The organism is Streptomyces sp. NBC_01477 (assembly GCF_036227245.1).
Classification (GTDB): Bacteria; Actinomycetota; Actinomycetes; order Streptomycetales; family Streptomycetaceae; genus Actinacidiphila.
The window spans coordinates 3,042,801-3,065,882 of the sequence record NZ_CP109445.1; the positions used below are offsets into that span (position 1 = coordinate 3,042,801).

The window sequence follows — 23,082 nt, forward strand, 5'->3', positions numbered from 1 at the left end:
CCGGCCGGCAGCCGGGCAGGTCAGTTCGACCAGATGTTGCCCTGGTTCTGCGCGTGCGAGCCCTGCGGGCCCGCGCCGTACTGGGCGCGCAGGCCGCCGCCGAGCGGCATGTTCTGCGGCGGCATCAGCTCGCTGGGCTGCACCAGGACGTAGCCCTGGCCGACGAAGTTCAGCTCCCAGCCCTCCCCGGTGTTGCCGCGGCGGCGGAAGACCGAGCTGCTGCTGGTCTGCGCCTGCATCTGCACCCGCAGGCTGCTGGACCAGGCGACGACGGCGTCCGCGTCGCAGGACACGTACTTGTCGGGCGTGACCGGCATCAGCAGCGGCTTGCCCGAGGTCATCAGGGCGACCTTGCCGCTGCCGGAGATGTTCAGGTTGTACTGCCCGGTGCCGGACAGGCCGAACTGGCTGTCGACCGCGATGACGTCCCAGTGCAGCCCGGAGTCCAGCGCGAGGACGTAGGCGCTGTCCACGGTCAGCCCGTCGTGGTCGACGTCGAGTATGTGGATCTGCTGGGCGAGATTGGCCAGATAGACGGTGCCCTGGCCCGAGCAGCGCATCAGGTCCAGGCCCTCGCCGGTGCGGCCGCGCGCCCCGCGCTGCTGGTGCGACTGGTATTCGCCGTCGAATTCGATCATGCCCTGGTAGGCGACCATCGAGCCCTTGCGGGCCAGGCAGTCGGGGCCGGTGCTGCCGTCGAGGCGGACCCGCAGCAGATACGAATTCTGCAGGCTGTAGTGGTCCTGGTTCTGGACCTCGGTGAACGCGAAAAGCGGACTCTGCATGATGTGTCGCTCCCCCTCAGCCCCGGGCCCGCAGGCGGTCGGTGCTGTCCTCGCTCGGCTGTACGACCACGAAGCCCTGCCCGGAGAAGGCGATCTGGAAGGCCTCCCCGCTGCCCCGCCCGATCAGCGACGACGCCTTGAAGCTCCGCTTGGCCTTCATCTTCAGTCCCGACGACCAGGCCACCAGCGCGTCGGGGTCCACATAGGTCTCGTCGGCGCCGCTGCCGCAGTCCACCACGATCGGCGTACCGCGGGAGGTCACGGCGACCCAGCCCGTACCCGACACGCCGACGTTGAAAAGGCCCTGCCCGGCGAATTTGGCCAGGCCCTTGACCCGCTCGACGCCCCAGGTCAGGTGGGCGTCGAAGGCGAGCAGATTGGTGCCGTTGACCGACACCGACTCGTTGTTGAGGTTCAGGCACACCACGTCGGCGCCGTAGTCCGCGAGATAGAGCAGGCCGTCGCCGCTGCACTTCATGACGGGGGTGCTCTCACCGGTCAGCCAGGCCGAGGCCATCTGGCGCACGGCGGGCGGATTCGGCTCGTACTGCACGAAGCCCTCGTAGGCGACCATGGAGCCGGTGCGCGCGAAGAGGTCCTGGCCGGTCGCCATGGCGACCTTGAGCATCGAGGTGCCGTGGTTCTCCATCCGGGCGGCCACCGGAGTGGGTGCGTAGCCCGCGATCATCTGCTGGTCCATGGCGGGTCACACCTCGTAGGGCTGGACGACGATGAAATTGCCGGGAGCACCGCGGAACTGGAGGTTCACGGTCTCACCGCTGTGGCCGGGGTAGGCGGTCCTGCGCAGCCGCACCTGGCTGGAGACGATCACCTGGGAGGCGGCCGACCAGGCCACGATCGCGTTGCTGTCGGCGTAGGTGGTCGGGGTGACGGGCAGGACGACCGGGGTGCCGTGGGTCTTCACGATCACCGTGCCGGTGCCCTGGAACTGCATGGTGAACAGCGCGCCGCCGGGAATTCCGTGGCCCTCGATCCTGCGCACCTCGTGCTGGAGGCTCTCGTCGAAGGCGAGGACATTCTCCGCGGACACGCATATGGCGTCGCCCTGTAGTTCGATCGGGTGCAGATAGGCGGCGTTCTCGGCGAAGAAGACCTGACCGCCGCCCGTACAGCGCATCAGCTGCATCTCCTGGCCGGTCATGCTGCCGACGATCCGGCCGGAGAATCCGGCGCCCTTGTAGCCGAAGTCGACCTTGCCCTGGTAGAGCACCATGCTGCCCTGGCGGGCGAGCACCGGCTGGCCGCCGGCCTGGCTGAGGTCGGCGCGCATCATCTTGGGATTCTGCTGCGTCCAGCGCTGCCCGGTGGGCAGCTCGCGGTATTTCTGCATGGCCACGGCCAGGCCCGCGCCCTGCGCGGGCACCGGCGGCTGGGCCCCGTAGCCGGGGGGCTGCTGGCCGAAAGGCGGCTGCGCTCCGTACCCGGGCGGCGGCTGCTGGCCGAAGGACGGCTGGGCGTATCCGGGCGGCGCGGGCGGTCCCGGCGGGGTGGCCTGGCCGGGGACCTGGCCCGGGATCGGTCCCGGCGGCGGCACATGCCCGAAGGGCGGCGGGCCCGGCTGGCCGGGGGGAGGGACGAGCGGCGCGACCATGGTCGGCGCCTGGTGCAGCGACGGATTGCCGGGGGGCGGTCCGCCGAAGGAGGGGGCGGGAGCGGGCGGCGGCGGAGGCGTGCCGAAGGCCGGCGGTGCCGGGGCCGGGGCGGGCGGGGGCGCGCCGAAGGAGGGGGCGGGCGCCGGTCCGCCGGGCGGCGGGGCGAATCCGGGTACGGGCGCGCCGCCCGCGGGGGGCGCGAATCCCGGCGCCGCGGCCTGCTGGGGCGCCGGCTCCTCCTCGGCGACCTCGCCGCCGAAATTCTGCAGCAGCGCGGCCAGGCCGCCGTCGAAGCCCTGCCCGACCGCGGCGAAGCGCCAGACGTCCTTGAGATAGATGTCGGCGAGCATGACGGCCCGCTCGGTGCTGAATTCCGCGCCGGTGAAGGCGTACCTGGCGACTTCCTCGCCGCCCGCGACGATCCGCAGATATCCGGGGCCGACCTGGGACATCTGCCCGGCGCCGTCAATGGTGGCGGTGAAGGAGAGCCGCTGCACCGCGGCCGGGATGCGGTCGAGGGTGACCCGGAAGGACTCGGTGTCGCCGGACTGCGCCCCGAGCAGCTGGATCGACTCCTCGGGGGACTTCGGCTGGTTGAAGAAGATGAAGTAGCGGTCGTCCGACAGCTCTTCTTTCGCGTCGAGTCCGAAGCAGCTGATGTCGAACGTCAGGCCGGGACCCGCGATCGACACCCCGACATAGAGATCAGTCCCTGCGGTCAGATCACTGATCTTGGCCTTGTGGCCACGCTGGAATTCCCTGGCCATGGATCGACCGGCCCCCATCCCGTCCTCGCTGCTGGTGCGTTGCGACAGGCTAACCGGTCGCGCCGACAGCGGCTATTCCCCCCGGACCTCGCGGCCCTGGCGGTCGGCTCCGCCGTTGCGCACGTCGCGGACCTCGCGGTCTTCCCGGCTTTCCCTGCCGTCCCGGCTCCCCCGGCCGTCCCCGAGGCCGCGCCCCTCGCGGCCGTCCCTGCCGCCGGGCGGGTGCGGCAGCCGGTCCGCGGCGACGACGCCCTCCAGGAAGCCGCGGGCCCGCTCGGTGCGCGGATAGCTTTCCAGCAGCTTCCAGAAGGCCGACCCGTGGCCCGGCACCAGCAGATGCGCCAGCTCGTGCAGCAGCACGTAGTCGATGACGTACTCGGGCATGCCCTGCAAACGGTGGGAGAGCCGGATGCTGGCCTCGGAAGGGGTGCAGGAGCCCCAGCGGGAATTCTGGTTGGTCACCCAGCGCACGGTGTCAGGCACCGCCCGGCCGGCCAGATACTGTTCCGCCAGGCGCTCCGCGCGGGCCGCCAGCTCGTCGTCGCCGGGCATCCGGCGGCTCTCCTGGGCGGCCAGCTTCTCCAGCATCACCGCGACCCAGCGCTGCTCCTCCGCGGCCGACATCCGGGCCGGGATGAGGACGACCGTGCGGTCGCCGTCGCGGTACGCGGACACCGTCTGCCGCCGCCGGGCGCTGCGGCGTACTTCCACCGCGCTCGTCCGGTGGCCGCGGGCGGGTTCACTGGCGACATTTCGCGCGGGATCGGCGGACACGCTGTCGACGGTACCTGCTGGGTGTCCGGGAAGTCCTGTCCCCAGGCCGGTTGGCATCGGAATCACCTCGCTTCTTACGCATATTGAACGACTATTGCCCACAACCTGTGGATAACCCGGTCACCGATCCGCAGGAATGGGGCATTCTGGAGGAGTCACCCACCCACGGAGCGTGACGATCAGCGGGGACGGTCCGCAGGTCGGCGCGGGATCATGGACAGAACGGAGAAAAATATGACACCCCAAGGATGCTGACCCGCTCTTGACCGGGGGTTCGGTGGGGAGGGGCACAATGGCGAGGTGACCGACGCGAAATGAGGGGCGCATGTCTGATCTTCCGCGCAAGGCTGTGACCCGGACCGCGAAGCTTGCGGCGCTCCCCCTGGGGTTCGCCGGGCGGGCCACGCTCGGGCTCGGGAAGCGACTCGGGGGCAGACCCGCCGACGAGGTGGCGGTCGAGCTGCAGGAGCGCACCGCGGAGCAGCTGTTCAAGGTGCTGGGCGAGCTCAAGGGCGGGGCCATGAAGTTCGGCCAGGCCCTGTCGGTCTTCGAGTCCGCGCTGCCCGAGGACGTCGCGAGCCCCTATCGGGCCGCGCTGACCAAGCTCCAGGAGGCGGCGCCGCCGATGCCGGCCCGCACCGTGCACCGGGTGCTGACCGAACGGCTGGGCAAGGACTGGCGCTCGCTGTTCACCGAGTTCGAGGACGTCCCGGCCGCGGCGGCGTCGATCGGCCAGGTGCACCGGGCGGTGTGGAGCGACGGGCGCAAGGTCGCGGTGAAGGTGCAGTATCCGGGCGCGGGGGACGCGCTGCTGTCGGACCTGTCGCAGCTGGGCCGGGTGGCCAGGCTGTTCGGGCCGCTCATTCCCGGGATGGACGTCAAGCCGCTGCTCGCCGAGCTGCGCGCGCGGGTCGCCGAGGAGCTGGACTATTCGCTGGAGGCCGAGGCGCAGCACGTCCACGCGGTGGAATTCACCGGGGACCCGGATGTCGTGGTGCCCGACGTGGTGCACCAGGCCGACCAGGTGCTGGTCACCGAGTGGATGGACGGGGTGCCGCTGTCGGAGGTGATCTCCGGGGGCAGCCGCGAGATGCGCGACCGGGCCGGTCAGCTGCTGTCGCACTTCCTGTTCGCGGGCCCCGCCCGCACCGGGCTGCTGCACGCCGATCCGCACCCGGGCAATTTCCGGCTGCTGACCGACGAGGGGCCCGCCTCGGGCTGGCGGCTCGGGGTGCTGGACTTCGGCACGGTCGACCGGCTGCCCGACGGACTGCCGCTGCCGATCGGCACCGCCCTGCGGCTGGCGCTGGCCGGCGACGCGGAGCAGGTGCACGCGATGCTGCGGAAGGAGGGCTTCGTCAAGCCGACGATCACCCTCGACTCGGACGCGGTGCTCGACTATCTCAAGCCGATCATCGAGCCGGCCGGGCGCGAGGAGTTCTCCTTCGACCGGGCGTGGATGCGGGCGCAGGCGGCCAGGATCGCCGACCCGCGGTCACCGGCCCACCAGTTGGGCAAGCAGCTGAATCTGCCGCCGTCGTATCTGCTGATCCACCGGGTGACACTGAGCACCGTCGGAGTGCTCTGTCAGCTGGGCGCGACCGTAAGGATGCGGGCCGAGCTGCGGGAATGGCTGCCCGGCTTCGACCCGGAGGGGACCGCGGAGTCCGCCTGAGGAGCGGCCCGCGGGGCTACCACCAGGCAGAGTCCAGCCGGCTCTCGATGCTTCGCAGATGGCGCCGGGCGCAGTCGTCGCAGAAGTAGACGCGGCGGCCGTTCTCGACGGAGCAGGTCCACGTCAGCGGCAGACCGGCGTGGGTGGTGCCGCAGCGGGCGCATGTGGTCGTGGTCCGAGCATTCTTCTGATCCACTGGGTGACGATACCTCCGCGCCTGCCGCATTTGTCGGCATAACGCACCGCGGGGCCGGTCCTTTTGGACCGGCCCCGCGGTGGTGGTGTGCTGGTGCTCAGTGCTGTCGCGGCCTGATGCCTACTGCATCACGGCCAGGGCGAGTGCCCGCCGGGCCCGCAGCGACGCGCGCTCGGCGCGCCGCTGGAGCCGCCGGGCGGCGATCAGCCGGGTCGCCCTGCGTTCGTGCTCGGCCTCGTAGAGCCGCTGTTGCATATGGGCACGGGCCAGAGCTTCTGGCATGAGTTGCATTTCCTGGGTCCTGTTCTGGTGCGACGCCATCGCGTCGGGAGTACGTGCGGTCTGCTCGGTGCGGAAGGGTGTCATCGGGGCCTGATTCATCGGGTCGTGGTGGAGGGGACGGTCGATCGTTCCCGGAGTCCTGAGCTTCCTGGCGTTCATGCCGCAACCGCGTCCTTACGCGGGCGGCCACGCGGCCGCTTGCGGGGCACGACGACGCCCTGGATGAACAGCTCGCCGCCCCAGACGCCCCAGGGCTCGCGGCGGTCCTTGGCGCCGGCCAGGCAGGCCTCGCGGACCGGACAGGTCTGGCAGAGGGACTTGGCGTACTCGACGTCCGCCGGCGACTCGGCGAAGAAGACCTCCGGGTCGTAGGTGCGGCAGGGGACGGGTACGCCGAGGCGCTCGATCTCGTCGTCAAGCTCGGTGAGGGGCAGCAAGGTGGTCTCCGGGGGCTGTGCGGGAGGGCGACTCAGGTCGGGCGTGGGTCCGGACGGGGCGTGCTGGGCGGTAGGCACGGTGTGTTCGTTCCTCGTCTGTCGGTCGGCCGGTCGGCCGGTCTGCTGTGGTGTCTCCGTGGAGACGCTGTCTTCTGGGGAAAACAGAAGGGCCGCGGATCCCGGTCTGGGATTCCGCGGCCCTGAAGGTGCCGACCTGATGCGCTATCAGGCTGGATCACTCCAGGGTTCGAGCCCGCGGAAGGCCCACTTGCCGTACTGCTGCGTCTTCTGCTGTCCGTTCGCGGAGCCATTGGCGCCTTCTGCACCCTTGGCGTTGCCGTCGCCGGCGCCGTTGGCCGCAGCCGCGGAGGTAAAGGCATGCGCCTTCGCCTTCGCCGCCATCGCTACCGCGGGCGCCTCGGTCGGTCGCTCACTGCGCACACGGATCGGCAGAACCGGGAGCAGGGAGGAAACGAGACCGGTGGCGGGCAGAGACATGCCGAGCGGGCAGGTGGCGATCGCCGAACGATCGGTCAGTTTGGTGGTGATCAGCTGGCTGGTCATTGGGCTCGCCTCCTCTCGGCGTCTCGTAAGGTCGTTGGACCGGACTTGCCTAGTACATCACGATCGGGTGGGCTCTTGGAAGAGCCGTTCTCAACCGCGCTCGTGAAGGCTATGGGGACCTCCGCGGGATGCGCAAACTATTTTTCGGCTTCTTCCTGAGAAGATTTCAGATCCTCCGCGCGCCCCTTACCGGGACCGTCCTCCGGTCCCTCACCGGGCTCCTGCGCCGAGCCGCCGTCGAGGCCGCCCTCCGGGTCACCGTCCAGGCCGCCGTCCAGGTCACCGTCCAGGTCACCGTCCGGGTCACCCTCGGGGCCGCCGCCGGGTTCCTGGCCCGAGCAGAGCGCGAGCACGTCCGCGCCGAACTTGTCGAGCTTGCGCGCGCCGACCCCGGGGATCGACGACAGCTCGCCGGCGCCCTCCGGCCGGACCTCGGCGATGGCCAGCAGCGTCCGGTCGGTGAACACGCAGTAGGCGGGCTGGCCGAGCGCCTTGGCCTGGGTCGTGCGCCAGACCCGCAGCCGGTCGTAGAGCGCCTCGTCCAGGTCCGAGGGGCAGTCCTCGCAGCGCATCAGCTTGATCTCGCCCGGGTCGGACAGCGTGCGCCCGCACACCCGGCACAGCACCGGGCCGCGCCGCTTGCGCCCGCCGGAGCCGCGCTCCACCCCGCCCGCGCCGGCGCCGCCCGTGCCCCGGGCGCCGCGGGGCGCGGAGCCGGGCCGCAGCCCGTCCAGGAAACGGGACGGCCGCCGGCCGCCCCGCCCGCCGGGTGAGCGGGACAGCGCCCAGGACAGCCCGAGGTGCAGCCGCGCCCGGGTGACGCCGACGTAGAGCAGCCGGCGCTCCTCCTCGACCTGCTCGTCGGTCTTGGCGAAGGTGATCGGCAAGGTGCCCTCGGTCAGGCCGACCACGAAGACCGCGTCCCACTCCAGGCCCTTGGCCGCGTGCAGCGACGCCAGGGTGACGCCCTCCACGGTCGGCGCGTGCTGCGCGTTGGCCCGCTCGTCCAGTTCGGCCACGAAATCGCCGAGGGTGGCCTCGGGCCGGGCCGCGGTGAAGTCCTCCGACAGCCGCACCAGCGCGGCCAGCGACTCCCAGCGGTCCCTGACGGCGCCGGATCCGGTGGGCGGCTCCGAGGCCCAGCCGCGTGAGCTGAGCACCGCCCGCACCTGCTGCGGCACGGTGTCGGCCGCGTCCTGCGGGTCGGCCGACGCCCTGGCCGCGCCGCGCAGCAGCAGCCCCGCCTCGCGCACCTCGGGCCGCTCGAAGAACCGCTCGGCGCCGCGCAGCTGATACGGCACCCCGGCGTCGGCGAGCGCCTGCTCGTAGACCTCCGACTGGGCGTTGATCCGGTAGAGCACCGCGATCTCGCTGGGGCGCACGCCGGAGCCGATCAGCTCCTTGATCCGCCGGGCCGCGCCCTCGGCCTCGGCGGGCTCGTCCGCGTACTCCGCGTACGACGGCTCGGGGCCGGGCTCGCGCTGCGAGATCAGCTCAAGGCGGTGCGCCGCCGCCTGGCCGCGGGCCTGGCCGAGCAGCCCGTTGGCCAGGCCCACCACCTGCGGGGTCGAGCGGTAGTCGCGGACCAGCTTCACCACGGTGGCCCCCGGATAGCGGGTCCTGAAGCCCAGCAGGAAGTCCGGGGTGGCGCCGGTGAAGGAGTAGATGGTCTGCGAGGCGTCGCCGACCACGCACAGGTCGTCCCGGCCGCCGAGCCACAGCTCCAGCAGCCGCTGCTGGAGCGGGCTGACGTCCTGATACTCGTCCACCACGAAATGCTGATACTGCGAGCGGACCGTATCGGCCACATCGGGCCGGTCCTGGAGCACGCCGACCGTCAGCAGCAGCACATCCTCGAAGTCGATCACCCCGCGGTCCCGCTTGAGCTGTTCGTACGTGGTGTAGATCCGCGCCACCTCGGCCGGGTCGCGCGGCACGTCGCGCCCGTTCTTGGCGGCCACCGCCGGATAGTCCTCGGGCACCGTCTGGGTGACCTTGCACCACTCGATCTCCCCGGTCACATCCCGCAGCTCATTGCGGTCCAGCCGGATACGGCAGCGCGCGCCCGCCTCGGCGACCAGCTGGATCTTGCGCTCCAGCAGCCGGGGCATCTCGCCGCCGATCGCGCGCGGCCAGAAATACTGCAGCTGGCGCAGCGCCGCCGAGTGGAAGGTACGGGCCTGCACACCGCCCGCGCCGAGCTGCCGCAGCCGCCCGCGCATCTCGCCGGCCGCCCGCGCGGTGAAGGTGACCGCGAGCACGCTGGCCGGCTGGAGCATGCCGGCCCGCACCCCGTAGGCGATCCGGTGGGTGATCGCACGGGTCTTGCCGGTGCCGGCCCCGGCCAGCACGCACACCGGGCCGCGCAGGGCCGTCGCGACGGCGCGCTGCTCGGGGTCGAGGCCGTCGAGCACCGCGTCCGGGGAGTCGGGCACCGCGGGGAAGAGCGAGTCGTGGGTTGTCGCAGTCACAACCGCCACTCTGCCAGGTCTCGCCGACAGCCCGGGAAAGTTATCCACAGGCAGCCGCGGAATGCGGACCCGCGGGCGGGTGTTGTGCTGGTGCCAGATTCTCTCGCGACGAGGAGCGAACACCGATGCCGGGCACCGTGACCATGTACAGCACCAGCTGGTGCGGCTACTGCCGCCGGCTCAAGAGCCAGATGGACCGCGAGGGCATCGCGTACTCCGAGATCAACATCGAGGAGCGGCCCGAGTTCGTGAAGTTCGTCGAGGAGGCGAACGGCGGCAACCAGACCGTCCCGACCGTGCAGATCGTGCCCGCGGGCGGCGGCGCGGAGGTCGTGATGACCAACCCGAGCCTCGCGCAGGTCAAGCAGGCGCTGGGCGCGTAGCCGCTTCCGCGACGGCCCCGCGGCCGGCCCTACGGGCGCGGCAGCGGGGCGCCGTACCAGTTCTCGATCAGGCGGGCCGCGATCGAGATGCCGAACGGGGGCAGCACCTCGCCCGAGGCGAAGGCGGCGCGCAGCTCGTCCCGGGAGAACCAGCGGGCCTCGTGGATCTCCTCGCCGTCGACCGTGATGGCCGACGAGACCGCGCGGGCGTTGAAGCCCAGCATCAGGCTGGAGGGGAAGGGCCAGGGCTGGCTGGCCACGTAGACGACGTCGTCCCCCACGGTGACGCCGACTTCCTCGGCGACCTCGCGGCGCACCGCCTGCTCGATCGACTCGCCGGGCTCGACGAAGCCGGCCAGCGTCGAGAAGCGGCCCTCGGGCCAGTGCAGCTGCCGGCCGAGCAGGGCGCGGTCCTGGTCGTCGGTGACCAGCATGATCACCGCGGGGTCGGTCCGCGGGTAGTGCTCGGTCAGGCAGGCCGGGCAGCGGCGGATGTGGCCCGCGGCGGCGATGACGGTGCGTTCGCCGCAGCGGGAGCAGAAGCGGTGCATGCGCTGCCAGTTCTCCAGCGCCACCGCGTGCACCATGAGCCCGGCTTCGAGCGGTGACAGCAGCCCGCCGACCTCGCGCAGGCCCGCGGCCCTCGCCGCGCCGTCCATCCGGCCGGGCAGCGCGTCCTTCTGGAGCGCGAAGTAGCGCACGCCGTCCGGTGCGATGCCGAGGAAGTAGCGGTGCATCTCGGTCTCCGGCGCGTCGAACGCCGGGGTCATCACGAGTTCGGTACGGCCGTCGGGCCCGTCCTCGACCAGCACCTGTCCGCCGGAGACCACGAACACCCTCGTCGTCGGGTGGCTCCACGCGGCGGCGAGCCACGCCTCGTCCTGACGGTGGTGCGCGGCGCGGTCCACTCCCGCGTGGGTGAGGGTCAGCGGTCGGTCCGTCGCGTCGAGTCCGGTCAAGGCTGCTTCCATCTCCAGGAAAGTACGGGGTGTGCCACTGGCGCAGGCGCACCACCTTGTCGTCCACCCGGTGCCAACCGCCGGCGGGCAGGGAAATTCCCGGTGACGGTATGGATACGCCGCGTCGTCCGAGGCGGAGCGCGTCGTGTGCAGCCTAGCCCGGCAGCCGCCTCGTCCTGGCACGGGTCCGCGCGGCGCCCGGTCGTGCCGCGCGTGCCGGTCAGCCGTCGGCGGCCAGCAGCCGCTCGAGCTCCGCGCGGCCCGGCAGGGCCGCGGGGCGGACCAGCTCGCCGGTGCGGACGAACAGGAAGGCGGCGCCGACCCGGTGGAGCGGGACGCCCTCCAGCTCCGCCCACGCCAGCCGGTAGATCGCCAGCTGGAGCGGATCCGCGGACGCGGCCGGGCTGCGGCCGGTCTTCCAGTCGACGATCTCGTACGTGTCCGCGCCGCCGCCTTGTGCACCGCCGCGGCCCTTCGTGTCGCCGTGGCCCTGTGCGGCGGCGTCGCGATAGACCGCGTCGATGCGGCCTCTGACGACCCGGCCGCCCAGGGTGAGGTACACCGGCACCTCGACGCGGTAGGGGGTGCGGTCGGCGTAGGAGGTACGCAGGAAGGCCTCCTTGAGCGCCGCCAGGTCCGCCTCGTCCGCGATGTCGTCGCCGCCCTCGATCCCCGGCAGCTCCTCGGGGCCGAACAGCGGGCGGACGTCGAAGCGGGACTCGACCCAGGCGTGGAAGCGGGTGCCGCGCCGGGCCGCGGGAGACGGCGGGCGGGGCAGCGGGCGGGCCAGTTCGCGGGCCAGCCCTTCCGGGTCGCTGGCCAGCCGCATCAGCTGGCTCGCGGTGAGCGTCGCGGGCAGCGGCACGTCCCGTACGGTGGCCCGCGCCCTGCGCAGCTCGCCGGCCAGCGCGTCCAGGTCACGGTCCCAGGACGCGACGAGCCTGGCCTCCGCGGGATCGAGGTCGCCGGCCGCCGTGCCCGAGCCGTCGGGACCGTCAGAGCCGTCGGGACCGCTCGCCGCATCCATTGCCGCGGATTCGGCCCGCGCACCGGGGATCCCGGATTCCGCCCAGGCCGCGCCCGCGTGCGCCGCCGCCTCCCCGGCCTCCGTCTCCTCCTCCGTGTACGCCAGCACCGTCCGCGCCGCCCACCGCCGCCTGCGCAGCGCCACCGGGTCGAGCGGCAGCGGCCACGGGGGTTCCTGGACCGCGTCCAGCGCCGGATTGGTCTCGCCCTCGGCGGGCTGCTCCGCCCACGCCTCGATCTCGCCGTGCCCCGCCTCGCAGTGCTCGCGCAGGGCGTCGAGGAAGACCGAGGGACCGAACGGCGCCTTCTGTGTCGGCCCCCACCAGTGTCCCGAGCCCAGCAGCAGGGAGCGGGGCCGGGTGAAGGTGACGTAGCCGAGCCGCAGTTCCTCGATGCGCTGGTGCTCCTTCATCGCGTCGCGGAAGCCGTCCAGCCCGGCCCGCGTCCACTCCGGCACATCGGGCAGTGTCGCCGCGTCGCCGCGCAGCCCGTGCGGCAGCACCTTGGCGTTGGCCGGCCACAATTCGCGGCCCCGCTCGCTCGGGAAGCCCTTGGCGACAAGCCCGGGCACGACCACCACGTCCCACTCCAGGCCCTTGGACTTGTGCGCGGTCAGCACCTTGACCGTGTTCTCGCCGCCCGGCAGCGAACTGTCCAGCCCCTTCTCGTATTGCGCCGCCGTGTGCAGGAAACCGAGGAAGGCCAGGAGCGTCGCCTCTCCGTCCAGGGCCGCGAAACCGGCGGCCACGTCCAGGAAGGACGTCAGGGTCTCGCGGCGGCGGGCGGCCAGCGCGTGCGGGGACGCGGACAGCTCGACCTCAAGACCGGTGGCGGCCAGCACCCGGTGCAGGACATCCATCAGCGGGTCGGCCAGCGCCCTGCGCAGCTCCCTGATCTCCACCGCCAGCCGCGCGAACCGCACCCGCGCCTCGGCCGAGAAGGGCAGCCCGTCGTCCGGGTCGGCGTCCAGGAAGGTCTCCAGCGCGTCCGCGAGCGAGACCACCTCGGCCGGGTCCACGCCCTCCACAGCCGCCGCCAGCGGGTCGCGGCCGTCGGCGTCGGCGGCCCCGTAGCGTACGAGCAGCCGGGCGCGGCGGCCGAGCAGGGCCAGGTCGCGGGGGCCGATCCGCCAGCGCGGGCCGGTCAGCAGGCGTACGAGCGCGGCGTTCGCGGTCGGGTCGTGCAGGACCTCGCACACCGCCACCAGGTCCGCGACCTCCGGCAGGTGCAGCAGCCCGGACAGGCCCACCACCTCCACCGGCACCTCCCGGGCGACGAGCGCGGCATGGATCTCGGGGAAGCGCGCCGCCGTACGGCACAGCACCGCGATCCCGCCCGGGGGTGTGCCGGTGCGCACCAGGTGGGCGATCGAGTCGGCGAGCCAGGCCGTCTCGTCCTGCTGGGTCGGCAGCAGGGCGCAGCGGACCTGCCCCGCCCGTTCGGCCCCGGGGGCGGGCCGCAGGGCCTCGACGCCCTCGTGGCGGGCGCGCAGCTCGGCGGCGAGGGTATTGGCCAGGTCGAGCAGCCGGCCGCCGGAGCGGCGGTTCTCGCTGAGCGAGTAGCGGTCGGCGGGCCGCCCGTCGGGGTGCGCGAAATGCCGCGGGAAGTCGTCGAGATTCGCGACCGAGGCGCCGCGCCAGCCGTAAATGGCCTGGCAGGGGTCGCCGACCGCGGTCACCGGGTGCCCGCTGCGCCCGCCGAACAGCCCGGCGAGCAGCAGCCGCTGGGCGACCGAGGTGTCCTGGTACTCGTCGAGCAGCACCACCCGGTACTGCTCGCGCAGCAGCGCCCCGACCTCCGGCCTGGTCTGCGCGAGCCGCGCGGACAGCTCGATCTGGTCGCCGAAGTCCAGCAGGTCGCGGCGCCGCTTGTCGTCGCGATAGGCCGCGGCCAGCTCTGCCAGGTCGCGCCGGGCGGCGACCGCCTGGCGCACGTCCCTGACCCACGCGTAGCCGCGCTTGGCCGGGTCGAGCGCGGACAGCTCGGCGGCGAGCCGGGTGTCGTGCGCGCGCAGCCGTTCGGCCGGCACCAGGTGCTCGGCCAGCTCGCCGGCCAGCGCGAGCAGGTCGCCGACCAGCGTCGGCAGGCCCTTGGTGAGCGCCGGATACGGCCCCGGGGCGGCCCGCAGCACTTTCGCCGCGAGCTGGTAGCGGGTCGCGTCGGCCAGCAGCCTGGCGGAGGGTTCCAGGCCGATCCGCATGCCGTGGTCCTTGAGCAGCTGCCCGGCGAAGGCGTGGTAGGTGGAGATCTGCGGGTCGCCCGCCGCGGGCTGCCCGGGGTCCGCGCCGGGGGCGGTGTCCCGGTCCGCGCCCGGGTCCGCCCTCGGGCCGTACGGGTCGCGGTCGGTGATGCCGGCCTGCGCCAGCGCCTTGCGCACCCTTTCCGACAGTTCGGCCGCGGCCTTGTTGGTGAAGGTCAGGCCGAGCACCTGCTCGGGCGCGACCTGTCCCGTGCCGACCAGCCACACCACCCGGGCGGCCATCACCGTCGTCTTGCCGGAACCCGCTCCGGCCACGATCACGCCCGGCGCCAGCGGCGCGGTGATGCACGCCGTCTGCTCCGGGGTGAACGGGATGCCCAGCAGCTCGGCGAGCTGTCCGGGCGAAGTGATGCGGGTTGCCACCCCATGGAGGCTATCCGCACTCGCCGACACCGGTGGCGCGGGCCGGGCCGCGCCGGGTCAGACGCGGAATCCGCCGCCGTCCTGGTCTCCGCCCAGGTCACCGGGGTCGACGGTGAGCGAGGGCGGCGGCGCGGCAATGTGCGGCGGCTTACCGAAGTCGCTGTAGAGACCCACGTCGGGCGAATCCCCGCCGGTGCTCTCCGACTTGACGACGTAGGGCGTGTCGCCGGTCGAGACGTAGATCGTGGTCGTGCCGTCCGAGGTGGTGTGGACCAGGGGGATCACCGGCTTGCCGTCGAGCGTGGTCGGCAGGTTCTTGGTGAGCGTGCCCTTGTCGTCGTCGGACGTCATGTCGTCCAGCAGTTCGTCCAGGACGCAGAAGTAGTCCAGACCGCTGTCGGTGAATTCCTGCTCCGAGAGCCTGGCCCATTTCCCGGCCAGCCGGTCGGCGGCGGTGTCGCCGTCGGCGCCGTCGCTCGCGTTGTCGCGCCAGAAGTCGGCGTCGCCCTTGACGTAGGCGCCCGCGCCGGTGCCGATGATCTGGAAGGTGTCGCCGTCGACGCTCGCCGCGACCGCGCACCTGCCCTCCGTGGTGAGGGCCGCCTTGACGTGCATGGCCGCGCCCTCATCCGTGCCGGTCAGATCCACGGTCATGGCGCCGGAGTCCCGCATGCCCGTCTCCGCGCGGTCCAGCAGCTCGCGTGCGGACAGGTCGGCGTAGGGCTCGGCCTTGGACGAGGTGGTCGCGGCGGGGGCGAGCAGGGGGGCGGACGAGTCCCCGCGCTCGTCACCCCCGCACCCGCTGAGTGCGGCGGCTGCCGCGGTGGCGGCGCATATCGCCACCAGGATCCTGCTGCTGGCCGGCATCGGCCCGTCCCCCTCGATCCGCGGCTGTACGTACACGCGTCGGACGCGTATCCCCCAACCCCCTGGTTGTACGGCAAACATAGCGTCGGTCGCTGACAATTTCGGTGCCGGTCCGGGTACCGGCGCGGCAATGCACGTCGGCTTCGGGCGGCGCGGTCACTCCGCGGGCGGCGCGGTCACTCCACGACGTGCCGCCCCTCGGGGCGGGCCGTGCAGGCGGCGCGGAAGGCGCAATGGGTGCAGTGCTGGCCCGCCGCCGGGGTGAAGCGCTCATCGAGCACCCGGCCCGCCGCGGTGGCCAGCAGCTCCTCCGCCCACTCCCCCTCCAGCGGCTCCTGGCGCTGCACCGCGGGTAGGGTCTCGCCGCCCTCGCGCCGGGTCGCGCCGAGCCGCAGCTGCACCAGTTCCGCGCCGCCCGCGGCCGGGGGCTGTCCGCCGAACAGCGGGTCGACGGCGCCCTCACGGACGGCCAGTTGGTAGACCGCGAGCTGCGGGTGGTGGGCCACCTCGGCGGCGGTCGGCTTGCTGCGGCCGGTCTTGAAGTCGACGACATAGGCGGCGCCCTGGGCGTCGGTCTCGACCCGGTCCATACTGCCGCGGATACGGATCCGCGCCTCGCCCGCGGCAAGGGTGACGTCGAAGTCGTGCTCGGTGGCGACGGGGGTACGGCCGCGCTCCATGACGTGCCAGCGCAGGAAGCGTTCGAGAGCGGCGCGGGCGTTGTCCTTCTCCTGCCGGGACTTCCAGGGCGCGTCGAAGGCGAGCGCATCCCAGACCGAGTCCAGCCGGGCCATCAGGACGTCGAGGTCGGCCGGCGCGCGGCCCGAGGCGACCTCGTCGGCCAGCACGTGCACGACATTGCCGAAGCCCTGGGCGGCGGTCGCGGACGGCTCGGCCTTCACCTCGCGGCCCAGGAACCACTGCAGGGCGCAGGTGTTGGCCAGCTGGTCCAGGGCGCTGCCGGACAGCGCCACCGGCTGGTCCCGGTCCCGCAGCGGTACGGCCGAGGCGGTCGGCTCGTACAGGCCCCACCAGCGGTCCGGGTGCGCGGCCGGTACGAGCGGGTGGCCGTCGTCCGTCAGCGCCGCCAGCCGGGCCAGCCGGCGGGCCGCGGCCTCGCGCAGCGCGGGCGAGACGGCCGGGTCGACGGTGGTCGCGCGCAGCTCCGCGACCAGCGCGGAGACCGCCAGCGGACGGCGCGGGCGGTGCGTCACGTCCTGCGGCTCGACGCCCAGCTCGGTCAGGAAGCGGGACGGCTGGTCGCCGTCGTCCACTGCGGACTTCACCGCGGTGACCAGCAGGCGTTCGCCGGCGCGGGTCGCCGCCACATAGAAGAGCCGGCGCTCCTCGGCCAGCAGCGCGCCCTGGCTCATCGGCGGGGCGATGCCGTCCCTGCCGATCCGGTCCGCCTCCAGGAGCGAGCCGCGGCGGCGCAGGTCGGGCCATACGCCCTCCTGCACGCCCGCGACCACCACGAGGCGCCACTCCAGGCCCTTGGCGCGGTGGGCGGTCATCAGCTGGACGGCGTCCGGCCGTACGGTACGGCCGCCGAGCGTGTCGGCCGCGATGTCGTGGGCCGACAGCTCCTCCAGGAGGTTCAGGGCGCCGCGTCCGCCGGTGCGCTCCTCCGCGCGGGCGGCGGTCTCGAACAGCGCGCACACCGCGTCGAGGTCGCGGTCGGCGTTGCGGCCCGCGGCGCCGCCGCGCAGGGCGGCGCGTTCCAGGCGGGCCGCCCACGGGGTGCCGTTCCACAGCGCCCACAGGGCGTCCTCGGCGGTGCCGCCGTCGGCCAGGGTGTCGCGGGCCGCCCGCAGCAGCGCGCCGACGCGGCGGGCGCCGCGGGCGTAGGACAGGTCGTGGGCGACGAGGCGTTCCGGCTGGGCGACGGCTTCGGCGATCAGCACGTCCGAAGGGCGTGGCACTGCCACGCCCGCCGTACGCTCCTCCTCGCGCAGGGCCCTGCCCAGGCGGCGCAGGTCCGCGGCGTCCATGCCGCCGAGCGGCGACGCCAGCAGGGTCAGCGCGTCCTCGACGCCGACCCTGATCCCCCCGGCCGCCCCGGGACCGCCTGCCTCCGCCACGTCCCCGGGCTCCCCGGGGACGTCCCGCGCGGACGACGTCCCGGGTCCCCGGGAGGAGGCGGAAGAAGCGTCCTCGGGCGACCCGCCCGGCTTCTCCGCGCCCGGCACCCCGGGTGGCACGTCCGCCGGCGGGCCGGCGGCATCCGGCTCCCCGGGAAGCCTCCGCACGGACGACGCCCCGGATCCCCGGGAGGACGCGGAGAAAACGTCACCGGCCGACCCGTCCGGCTTCCCCGGCGCTGGCCTACCCGCCTGCGCGGAGCGGCTCAGCGCGGAGGAAAGGTCCTCGGGCGGGTCCGACTGCCCCGTGCCCGGCTCCCCAGGGAGTACGCCTGCCGGCAGACCAGCTCCGCCCGGCTCCCTGGGAGTCGTCCGCGCGGACGACTCCCCGGAACCCCGGGAGGAGGCGGAAGAAGCGTCCTCGGGCGACCCGCCCGGCTGGCCCGCCTCCGGCGTACCCGACTGCTCGGGGAGGTCCGGCGCGGCCGGCTCCCCCGGGGCTGGCGGCGCTCCCGCCTGGTCGGAGCTGGCCGGCGCGGGTGGGAGGAGGGATGCCGCGGAGATGCGGAGGGCCAGGAGGAGGGGGGAGACGGCGGGGTCGGTGTGGAGGGGGGTGGTCGAGGGGGGGAGGTCGATGGGGACGCCGGCGGAGGTGAGGGCGCGGCGGAGGGGGGCGAGGGCGGCGGCCGTGCGGGTGAGGACCGCCATCGTGTGCCAGGGGTAGCCGTCCTCCAGGTGCGCCCGTCGCAAGGTGTCGGCGATGGACTCGACCTCGGCGCCCGGCGTCGGGTACGTGCGCACGGCGACCGCGCCGCCCGGCGCTTCCGCGGTGAGGGAGCGGTGGAGGCGTACCGCCGCCGCGGGGAGCCGGGGCAGCGGCATACGGGCGGTGAGCTGGCGGGTGGCGGCCAGCAGTCCGCCGCGGGCCCGCCGGGAGACGCGCAGGACGGCGACGTCGGCGGGCCCGCCGTCGCGGCGCGGGAATTGCTCGGGGAAGCCGAGGATGCCGTTGATGTCGGCGCCGCGGAAGGCGTAGACGGACTGGTCGGGGTCACCGAAGGCGACCAGCGTCCGGCCCTGCCCTGCCAGCGCGGTCAGCAGCCGCACCTGCGCCGGGTCGGTGTCCTGGTACTCGTCCACATAGACCGCGTCGTACCGCTGCGACAGCTCCCGGTGCACCTCGGGCTGCCGGGCGAGCAGCACGGCCCTGTGCACCAGCTCGGTGTAGTCGACCATCCCGCCCAGCTCGGTGACCTCCAGGTATTCGTCGAGGAAGGCCGCCGCCGCGGTCCAGTCGGGCCGGCCGATGCGGTGGGCGAAGTCGGCGAGGGCGGCCGGGCCGAGGCCCAGTTCGCGGGCGCGGGCCAGCACCGCCCGCACCTCGTCGGCGAAGCCCCTGGTGGTGAGCGCGGCCCGCAGGTCGTCGGGCCAGCGCACCCGGCCGCGGCCTTCCCGCTCCAGCGCGGCCTGGCCGGCCAGCAGTTCGCGGACCAGCAGGTCCTGCTCGGGTCCCGACAGCAGCCTGACCGGGTCCTGGAACGCCTCGGCGGGCTGGTGCTCACGGACCAGGGCGTAGCAGAAGGAGTGGAAGGTGCTCGCCCGCAGGCCGCCGAGGCCGCGGGCCGCCATCCGGTCGCGCAGGTCGACGGCGGCCCTGCGACTGAACGTCAGGACCAGGACGCGGTCCGGCGCGGTGCCGGCCCGCACCCGGGCCAGCACCGATTCGATCAGCGTGGTGGTCTTGCCGGTGCCGGGTCCCGCCAGCACCAGCAGCGGCCCGTCCCGGTGCTCAACCACCGCCCGCTGTGCCGCGTCCAGCACAGGGGGCCGTACGGGCGCCGGGGGCGTCCGCAGCAGCCGGTAGCCGACGGCCGCGGAGGCCGCCGGGGCGGGAGGGGGAGACAGGATCACGTGGTTCGCCGGTTCGTTGGAGGCTTGAGCGGTGGTGCGGTGGTGCGGTGGTGCGGTGGTGCGGTGGTTCGAGCGGGTACGGGGGCGGGCGCGGGTGGCCGCGGGTCCCCGACGCTACGCTGTGCGCCGCGCGGGCCGCGCGCGCCCCGGGGACACGCCGGACACTCCGTACGGGGCGCCGATGCCGTGGACGGGTCCCGGATGGCGGAAGCTGGAGGGCATGAGCTTCCGGCCCTCAGCCGTCGGCGGCGCCGCCCGCGCCCGGCGTGCGCCCGTCCCAGCGCGCCCGGCGCATGTCGACCCGCGGTATGTGGCCCTCGCTCGCGGGCCCCGCGGTCCGCAGCGGTGTGCCCTCGGCGCGGTAGGCGTCCAGGGCGCGCAGTTCGTGGCCCGGCAGCAGGACACCGTCGGCCCGCACCACACGCCACCAGGGCACCCCGCTGCCGTACAGCGCGAGCGCCCGGCCGACCTGCCGGGGGCCGCCCTCGCCGAGCCATTCCGCGATGTCGCCGTAGCTCATCACCCGCCCGGCCGGGATCAGGTCGACGGTGTCGAGCACCCGCTCCGCGTAGTCGCCGGGCGCGCCGGGGTCGTACTCCTCGCTCATCCGCCCCATCCTGCCCCAGGCCGCCGACACCGGGGGGTTCCGGTGCCATCCGTATGGTGGTCATGCCACCATCGTCCCGGCGGTGACTGGTGATACGTGATCAAGAAGAGACCGAAGCGGATCAGCCGGGCGCGGACAAGGCCGGAGGGGCCTCCCGCGCCCGTAAAGCGCTGCCCGCGCCCGGTGGCGGCGCAGCGGACGGTGCCGCGGCCCGCGCGTCCCGCGACAAGGCGAAGGCCACGTCCGAGCGCGACGGCGACGCAATGAGCGACGGCAACGGCCGCGACACAGGCCGCGGCAAGGACGAGGGCACGGACGAGGGCACGGACGGCGACGGCGACGACGCGCGCGACGGCGAGCACAGCCACACCGTGGTCCCCGAGCCCGGCCCCACCCCGGTCGCCGTCGACGAACCGCTGCTCGCCGCCCGGGTGCACCGGCCCGCCGACCTGATGCGTTTCCTGTTCGGGCTGCTCGGCATCGCGGTCGTGCTCGCCATCGCGGGCTTCGCGCACGCGACGACGACCGGCCTTGAGACGGACATCACCAAGGGCACCGACCACGCGCCCGACGCGCTGGCGTCGTTCGCGGGCCTGACCGCGAGCGTCGCGGTGCTGATCGTGCCGGTCGCCTTCGCGATCGAGCGGCTGGCCAAAAGGGACGGGCTGCGTATCGCCGACGGTGTGCTCGCCGCCGTGCTGGCGCACGGCACCGCCCTTGCCACGGACCTGTGGGTGACCAATTCGGCGCCCGGCCCGATCCGCGAGGCGCTGACGCACAACGCTCCGTCCGGGAGCGGCATGACCGATCCGGTGCACGGGTATCTGGCGCCGGTCATCGCCTATGTCACGGCGGTCGGCATGGCGCGCCGCCCGCGCTGGCGGGTGGCGCTGTGGTTCGTGCTGCTGCTCGACGCCTTCGCGGTGCTGGTCGGCGGCTATACGACGCCGTTCTCGATCGCGGTGACCGTCCTGATCGGCTGGACCATCGCCTACGGCACGGTCTACGCGGTCGGTTCGCCCAACGTGCGCCCCACCGGGCGGCAGCTGCTGGCCGGGCTGCGCCGGGTCGGTTTCAGCCCGCAGACCGCCCGCAGGGTCCAGGTGGACGGGCCCGAGACGGCGGACTCCGACCGCGGGCGCGGCTATCTGGTCACCCTGGAGGACGGACCACCGCTCGACGTCACCGTGGTGGACCGCGAGCTCCAGGCGCACGGGTTCTTCTACCGCGCCTGGCGGCGGCTGTCCCTGGTCGGCGGGATCACCCAGCGGCGCAGCCTGCTCTCGCTGCGGCAGGCGCTCGAACAGGAGGCGCTGCTCGCGTACGCGGCAATCGCCGCGGGTGCCAACGCGCCGAAGCTGATCGCCACCTCGGAGCTGGGTCCCGACGCAGTGATGCTGGTCTACGAGCACATCGGCGGCCGGCGGCTCGACGCGCTGACCGACGAGGAGATCACCGACACCCTGCTGCGCGAGGCCTGGACGCAGGTGCGGGCGCTCCAGTCGCGGCGCATCGCGCACCGGCGGCTGGTCGGCGAGTCGCTGCTGGTGGACCGCTCGGGCCGGGTCTTCCTCACCGACCTGCGCGGCGGTGAGATCGCGGCGGGCGACATCGTGCTGCGGATGGACGTGGCGCAGCTGCTGACGACGATGGCGCTGCGGGTCGGCCCCGAGCGCGCGGTGGCGTCCGCGGTGGCGGTGCTCGGCCCCGACGCGGTGGCCAGCTCGCTGCCGCTGCTCCAGCCGATCGCGCTCAGCCGCGCCACCCGCGCGCAGCTCAAGCAGTTGGCGAGGGAGCGGGCCCAGCGGGAGCGCGAGGCGGTGCTCGCCGCCTCCGCGGCCGAGAAGGAGGCCCGCGAGCAGCAGCGTGCCGAGGACGCGGCGGCGGCCCGCAGGACGGCACGTGCGGGCCTGGACGGGGCGTCCGGCGCCGAGCGGGCCGGCACGGAGGGGAAAGAGGGCAAAAGCGAGGAGAAGCCGGCCTCCAAGGCTGAGCGCAAAGCCGAGAAGCGGGCAATAGAGGACGCGCTCGAAGAGGCCCGCGAGGAGGATCTGCTGTCCCGGATCCGGCAGCAGGTGCTGCTGATCCGGCCGCAGGCCCCGGTCGAGCCGGTCCGGCTGGAGAGGATCAAGCCGCGCACCCTGATCACGGTGATCGCCGGCGCCTTTGCCGCGTATTTCCTGCTGTCGCAGCTCAGCTCGGTGCCGATCGGGCACGCCATCGCCAATGCCGACTGGCGGTGGGCGGCGATCGCGGTCGCGGGATCCGCGGCAAGTTATGTCGCCGCCGCATGTGCGCTGGCCGGCTTCGTGCCGGAAAGGCTGTCGCTGGTGCGGACGGTGCAGGCGCAGATCGCCGGGTCCTTCGTGAAGCTGGTGGCGCCCGCCGCGGTCGGCGGAGTGGCGCTGAACACCCGTTACCTCCAGAAGGCCGGGGTGCGGCCGGGCCTGGCCGTGGCAAGTGTCGGCGCCTCGCAGCTGGTCGGCCTCGGCATGCACGTGCTGCTGCTGATGACCTTCGGCTTCATCACCGGTACGGAGAAGACGCCGTCGCTGTCGCCGTCCCGTACGGTCATGGCGGGCCTGCTGACCGCCGGTGTGCTGGTGCTCGTGGTCACCGCGGTGCCCGCGCTGCGCAAGTTCGTCTCCACGCGGGTACGGGCGCTGTTCGCCGGTGTCGTGCCGCGCATGCTGGACGTGCTCCAGCGGCCCGGCAAGCTGGCCACCGGGATCGGCGGCACCCTGCTGGTGACGGTCACCTTCGTGATCTGCCTGGACGGCTGCGTACGGGCCTTCGGCGGCAATCTCAGCTACGCGGCCGTCGCGGTGGTCTTCCTGGCGGGCAACGCGCTGGGCTCGGCCGCCCCGACGCCCGGCGGTGTCGGCGCGGTCGAACTGGCGCTGACCGGCGGTCTGATCGCGGCGGGCCTGCCCAAGGAGGTGGCCACCCCCGCGGTGCTCTTCTTCCGGCTGCTGACCTTCTGGCTGCCGGTGCTGCCGGGCTGGCTGTCCTTCACCCAGCTCAGCCGCCGCGGGGAACTGTAGCGCCGACCTGTGGCGCC

At 73.5% G+C, this 23,082-nt stretch carries 16 protein-coding genes and 1 pseudogene; 3 read left to right on the plus strand and 14 right to left on the minus strand.

Annotated features, from left to right (window positions below; all coding sequences use genetic code 11):
* Nucleotides 1-20: 20 nt before the first annotated feature.
* The 4 genes and pseudogenes from OHA86_RS12250 to OHA86_RS12265 all read right to left on the minus strand — a co-directional run.
* Complete coding sequence (locus OHA86_RS12250) at nucleotides 21-785, minus strand: AIM24 family protein (protein WP_329174955.1); 765 nt, start codon at nucleotides 783-785, stop codon at nucleotides 21-23.
* 16 nt (nucleotides 786-801) lie between these two features.
* Nucleotides 802-1,485, minus strand: coding sequence for an AIM24 family protein (locus OHA86_RS12255; RefSeq protein WP_329174957.1), 684 nt, complete (start codon nucleotides 1,483-1,485; stop codon nucleotides 802-804).
* Between the two features lie 6 nt (nucleotides 1,486-1,491).
* Complete coding sequence (locus OHA86_RS12260) at nucleotides 1,492-3,165, minus strand: TerD family protein (protein WP_329182376.1); 1,674 nt, start codon at nucleotides 3,163-3,165, stop codon at nucleotides 1,492-1,494.
* A 204-nt stretch (nucleotides 3,166-3,369) separates the two neighbouring features.
* A pseudogene (locus OHA86_RS12265) lies at nucleotides 3,370-3,996 on the minus strand (M48 metallopeptidase family protein); the annotation flags it as partial.
* 268 nt (nucleotides 3,997-4,264) lie between these two features.
* Here OHA86_RS12265 and OHA86_RS12270 point away from each other — a divergent pair.
* Nucleotides 4,265-5,614 (plus strand): ABC1 kinase family protein, encoded by a 1,350-nt coding sequence (locus OHA86_RS12270; RefSeq protein ID WP_329174959.1) that lies wholly within the window; start codon nucleotides 4,265-4,267, stop codon nucleotides 5,612-5,614.
* A gap of 16 nt (nucleotides 5,615-5,630) precedes the next feature.
* On the opposite strand, the gene OHA86_RS12275 is transcribed toward OHA86_RS12270, so the two are convergent.
* From OHA86_RS12275 to OHA86_RS12295, 5 genes are all read right to left on the minus strand, one after another.
* Nucleotides 5,631-5,840 (minus strand): hypothetical protein, encoded by a 210-nt coding sequence (locus OHA86_RS12275; RefSeq protein WP_443071711.1) that lies wholly within the window; start codon nucleotides 5,838-5,840, stop codon nucleotides 5,631-5,633.
* 90 nt (nucleotides 5,841-5,930) lie between these two features.
* The gene (locus tag OHA86_RS12280) at nucleotides 5,931-6,251 is read right to left on the minus strand and encodes a hypothetical protein (RefSeq protein ID WP_329174963.1); all 321 of its coding nucleotides are present in this window, start codon (nucleotides 6,249-6,251) and stop codon (nucleotides 5,931-5,933) included.
* The gene (locus tag OHA86_RS12285) at nucleotides 6,248-6,607 is read right to left on the minus strand and encodes a WhiB family transcriptional regulator (protein ID WP_073493116.1); all 360 of its coding nucleotides are present in this window, start codon (nucleotides 6,605-6,607) and stop codon (nucleotides 6,248-6,250) included. The genes OHA86_RS12280 and OHA86_RS12285 overlap by 4 nt, the downstream gene beginning before the upstream one ends.
* Nucleotides 6,608-6,754: 147 nt before the next feature.
* Complete coding sequence (locus OHA86_RS12290; protein WP_329174965.1) at nucleotides 6,755-7,093, minus strand: hypothetical protein; 339 nt, start codon at nucleotides 7,091-7,093, stop codon at nucleotides 6,755-6,757.
* A gap of 137 nt (nucleotides 7,094-7,230) precedes the next feature.
* Complete coding sequence (locus OHA86_RS12295) at nucleotides 7,231-9,564, minus strand: ATP-dependent DNA helicase UvrD2 (protein ID WP_329174966.1); 2,334 nt, start codon at nucleotides 9,562-9,564, stop codon at nucleotides 7,231-7,233.
* Between the two features lie 125 nt (nucleotides 9,565-9,689).
* On the opposite strand from OHA86_RS12295, the gene OHA86_RS12300 reads away from it, so the two are divergent.
* On the plus strand, nucleotides 9,690-9,947 hold the full coding sequence (locus OHA86_RS12300) for a glutaredoxin domain-containing protein (RefSeq protein WP_329174968.1): 258 nt from the start codon (nucleotides 9,690-9,692) through the stop codon (nucleotides 9,945-9,947).
* Nucleotides 9,948-9,976: 29 nt separating this feature from the next.
* Here the strand turns inward: OHA86_RS12300 and nudC are convergent, their stop codons facing one another.
* From nudC to OHA86_RS12325, 5 genes are all read right to left on the minus strand, one after another.
* Nucleotides 9,977-10,918: an NAD(+) diphosphatase gene (gene nudC / locus OHA86_RS12305; protein WP_329174970.1), complete on the minus strand. Its 942-nt coding sequence runs from the start codon at nucleotides 10,916-10,918 to the stop codon at nucleotides 9,977-9,979.
* 208 nt (nucleotides 10,919-11,126) lie between these two features.
* Nucleotides 11,127-14,555, minus strand: a complete 3,429-nt coding sequence (locus tag OHA86_RS12310; RefSeq protein WP_329174972.1) for an ATP-dependent DNA helicase — start codon at nucleotides 14,553-14,555, stop codon at nucleotides 11,127-11,129.
* A gap of 57 nt (nucleotides 14,556-14,612) precedes the next feature.
* A complete protein-coding gene (locus tag OHA86_RS12315) occupies nucleotides 14,613-15,422 on the minus strand; it encodes a hypothetical protein (RefSeq protein ID WP_329174974.1) in 810 nt (269 codons plus the stop codon).
* Between the two features lie 176 nt (nucleotides 15,423-15,598).
* A complete protein-coding gene (locus OHA86_RS12320; RefSeq protein WP_443071982.1) occupies nucleotides 15,599-19,357 on the minus strand; it encodes a UvrD-helicase domain-containing protein in 3,759 nt (1,252 codons plus the stop codon).
* A 292-nt stretch (nucleotides 19,358-19,649) separates the two neighbouring features.
* Nucleotides 19,650-20,030, minus strand: coding sequence for an MGMT family protein (locus OHA86_RS12325; protein ID WP_329182377.1), 381 nt, complete (start codon nucleotides 20,028-20,030; stop codon nucleotides 19,650-19,652).
* 254 nt (nucleotides 20,031-20,284) lie between these two features.
* Between OHA86_RS12325 and OHA86_RS12330 the strand changes: the two genes are divergently transcribed.
* Nucleotides 20,285-23,065 (plus strand): lysylphosphatidylglycerol synthase domain-containing protein, encoded by a 2,781-nt coding sequence (locus tag OHA86_RS12330; protein ID WP_329174977.1) that lies wholly within the window; start codon nucleotides 20,285-20,287, stop codon nucleotides 23,063-23,065.
* Nucleotides 23,066-23,082 lie beyond the last annotated feature (17 nt).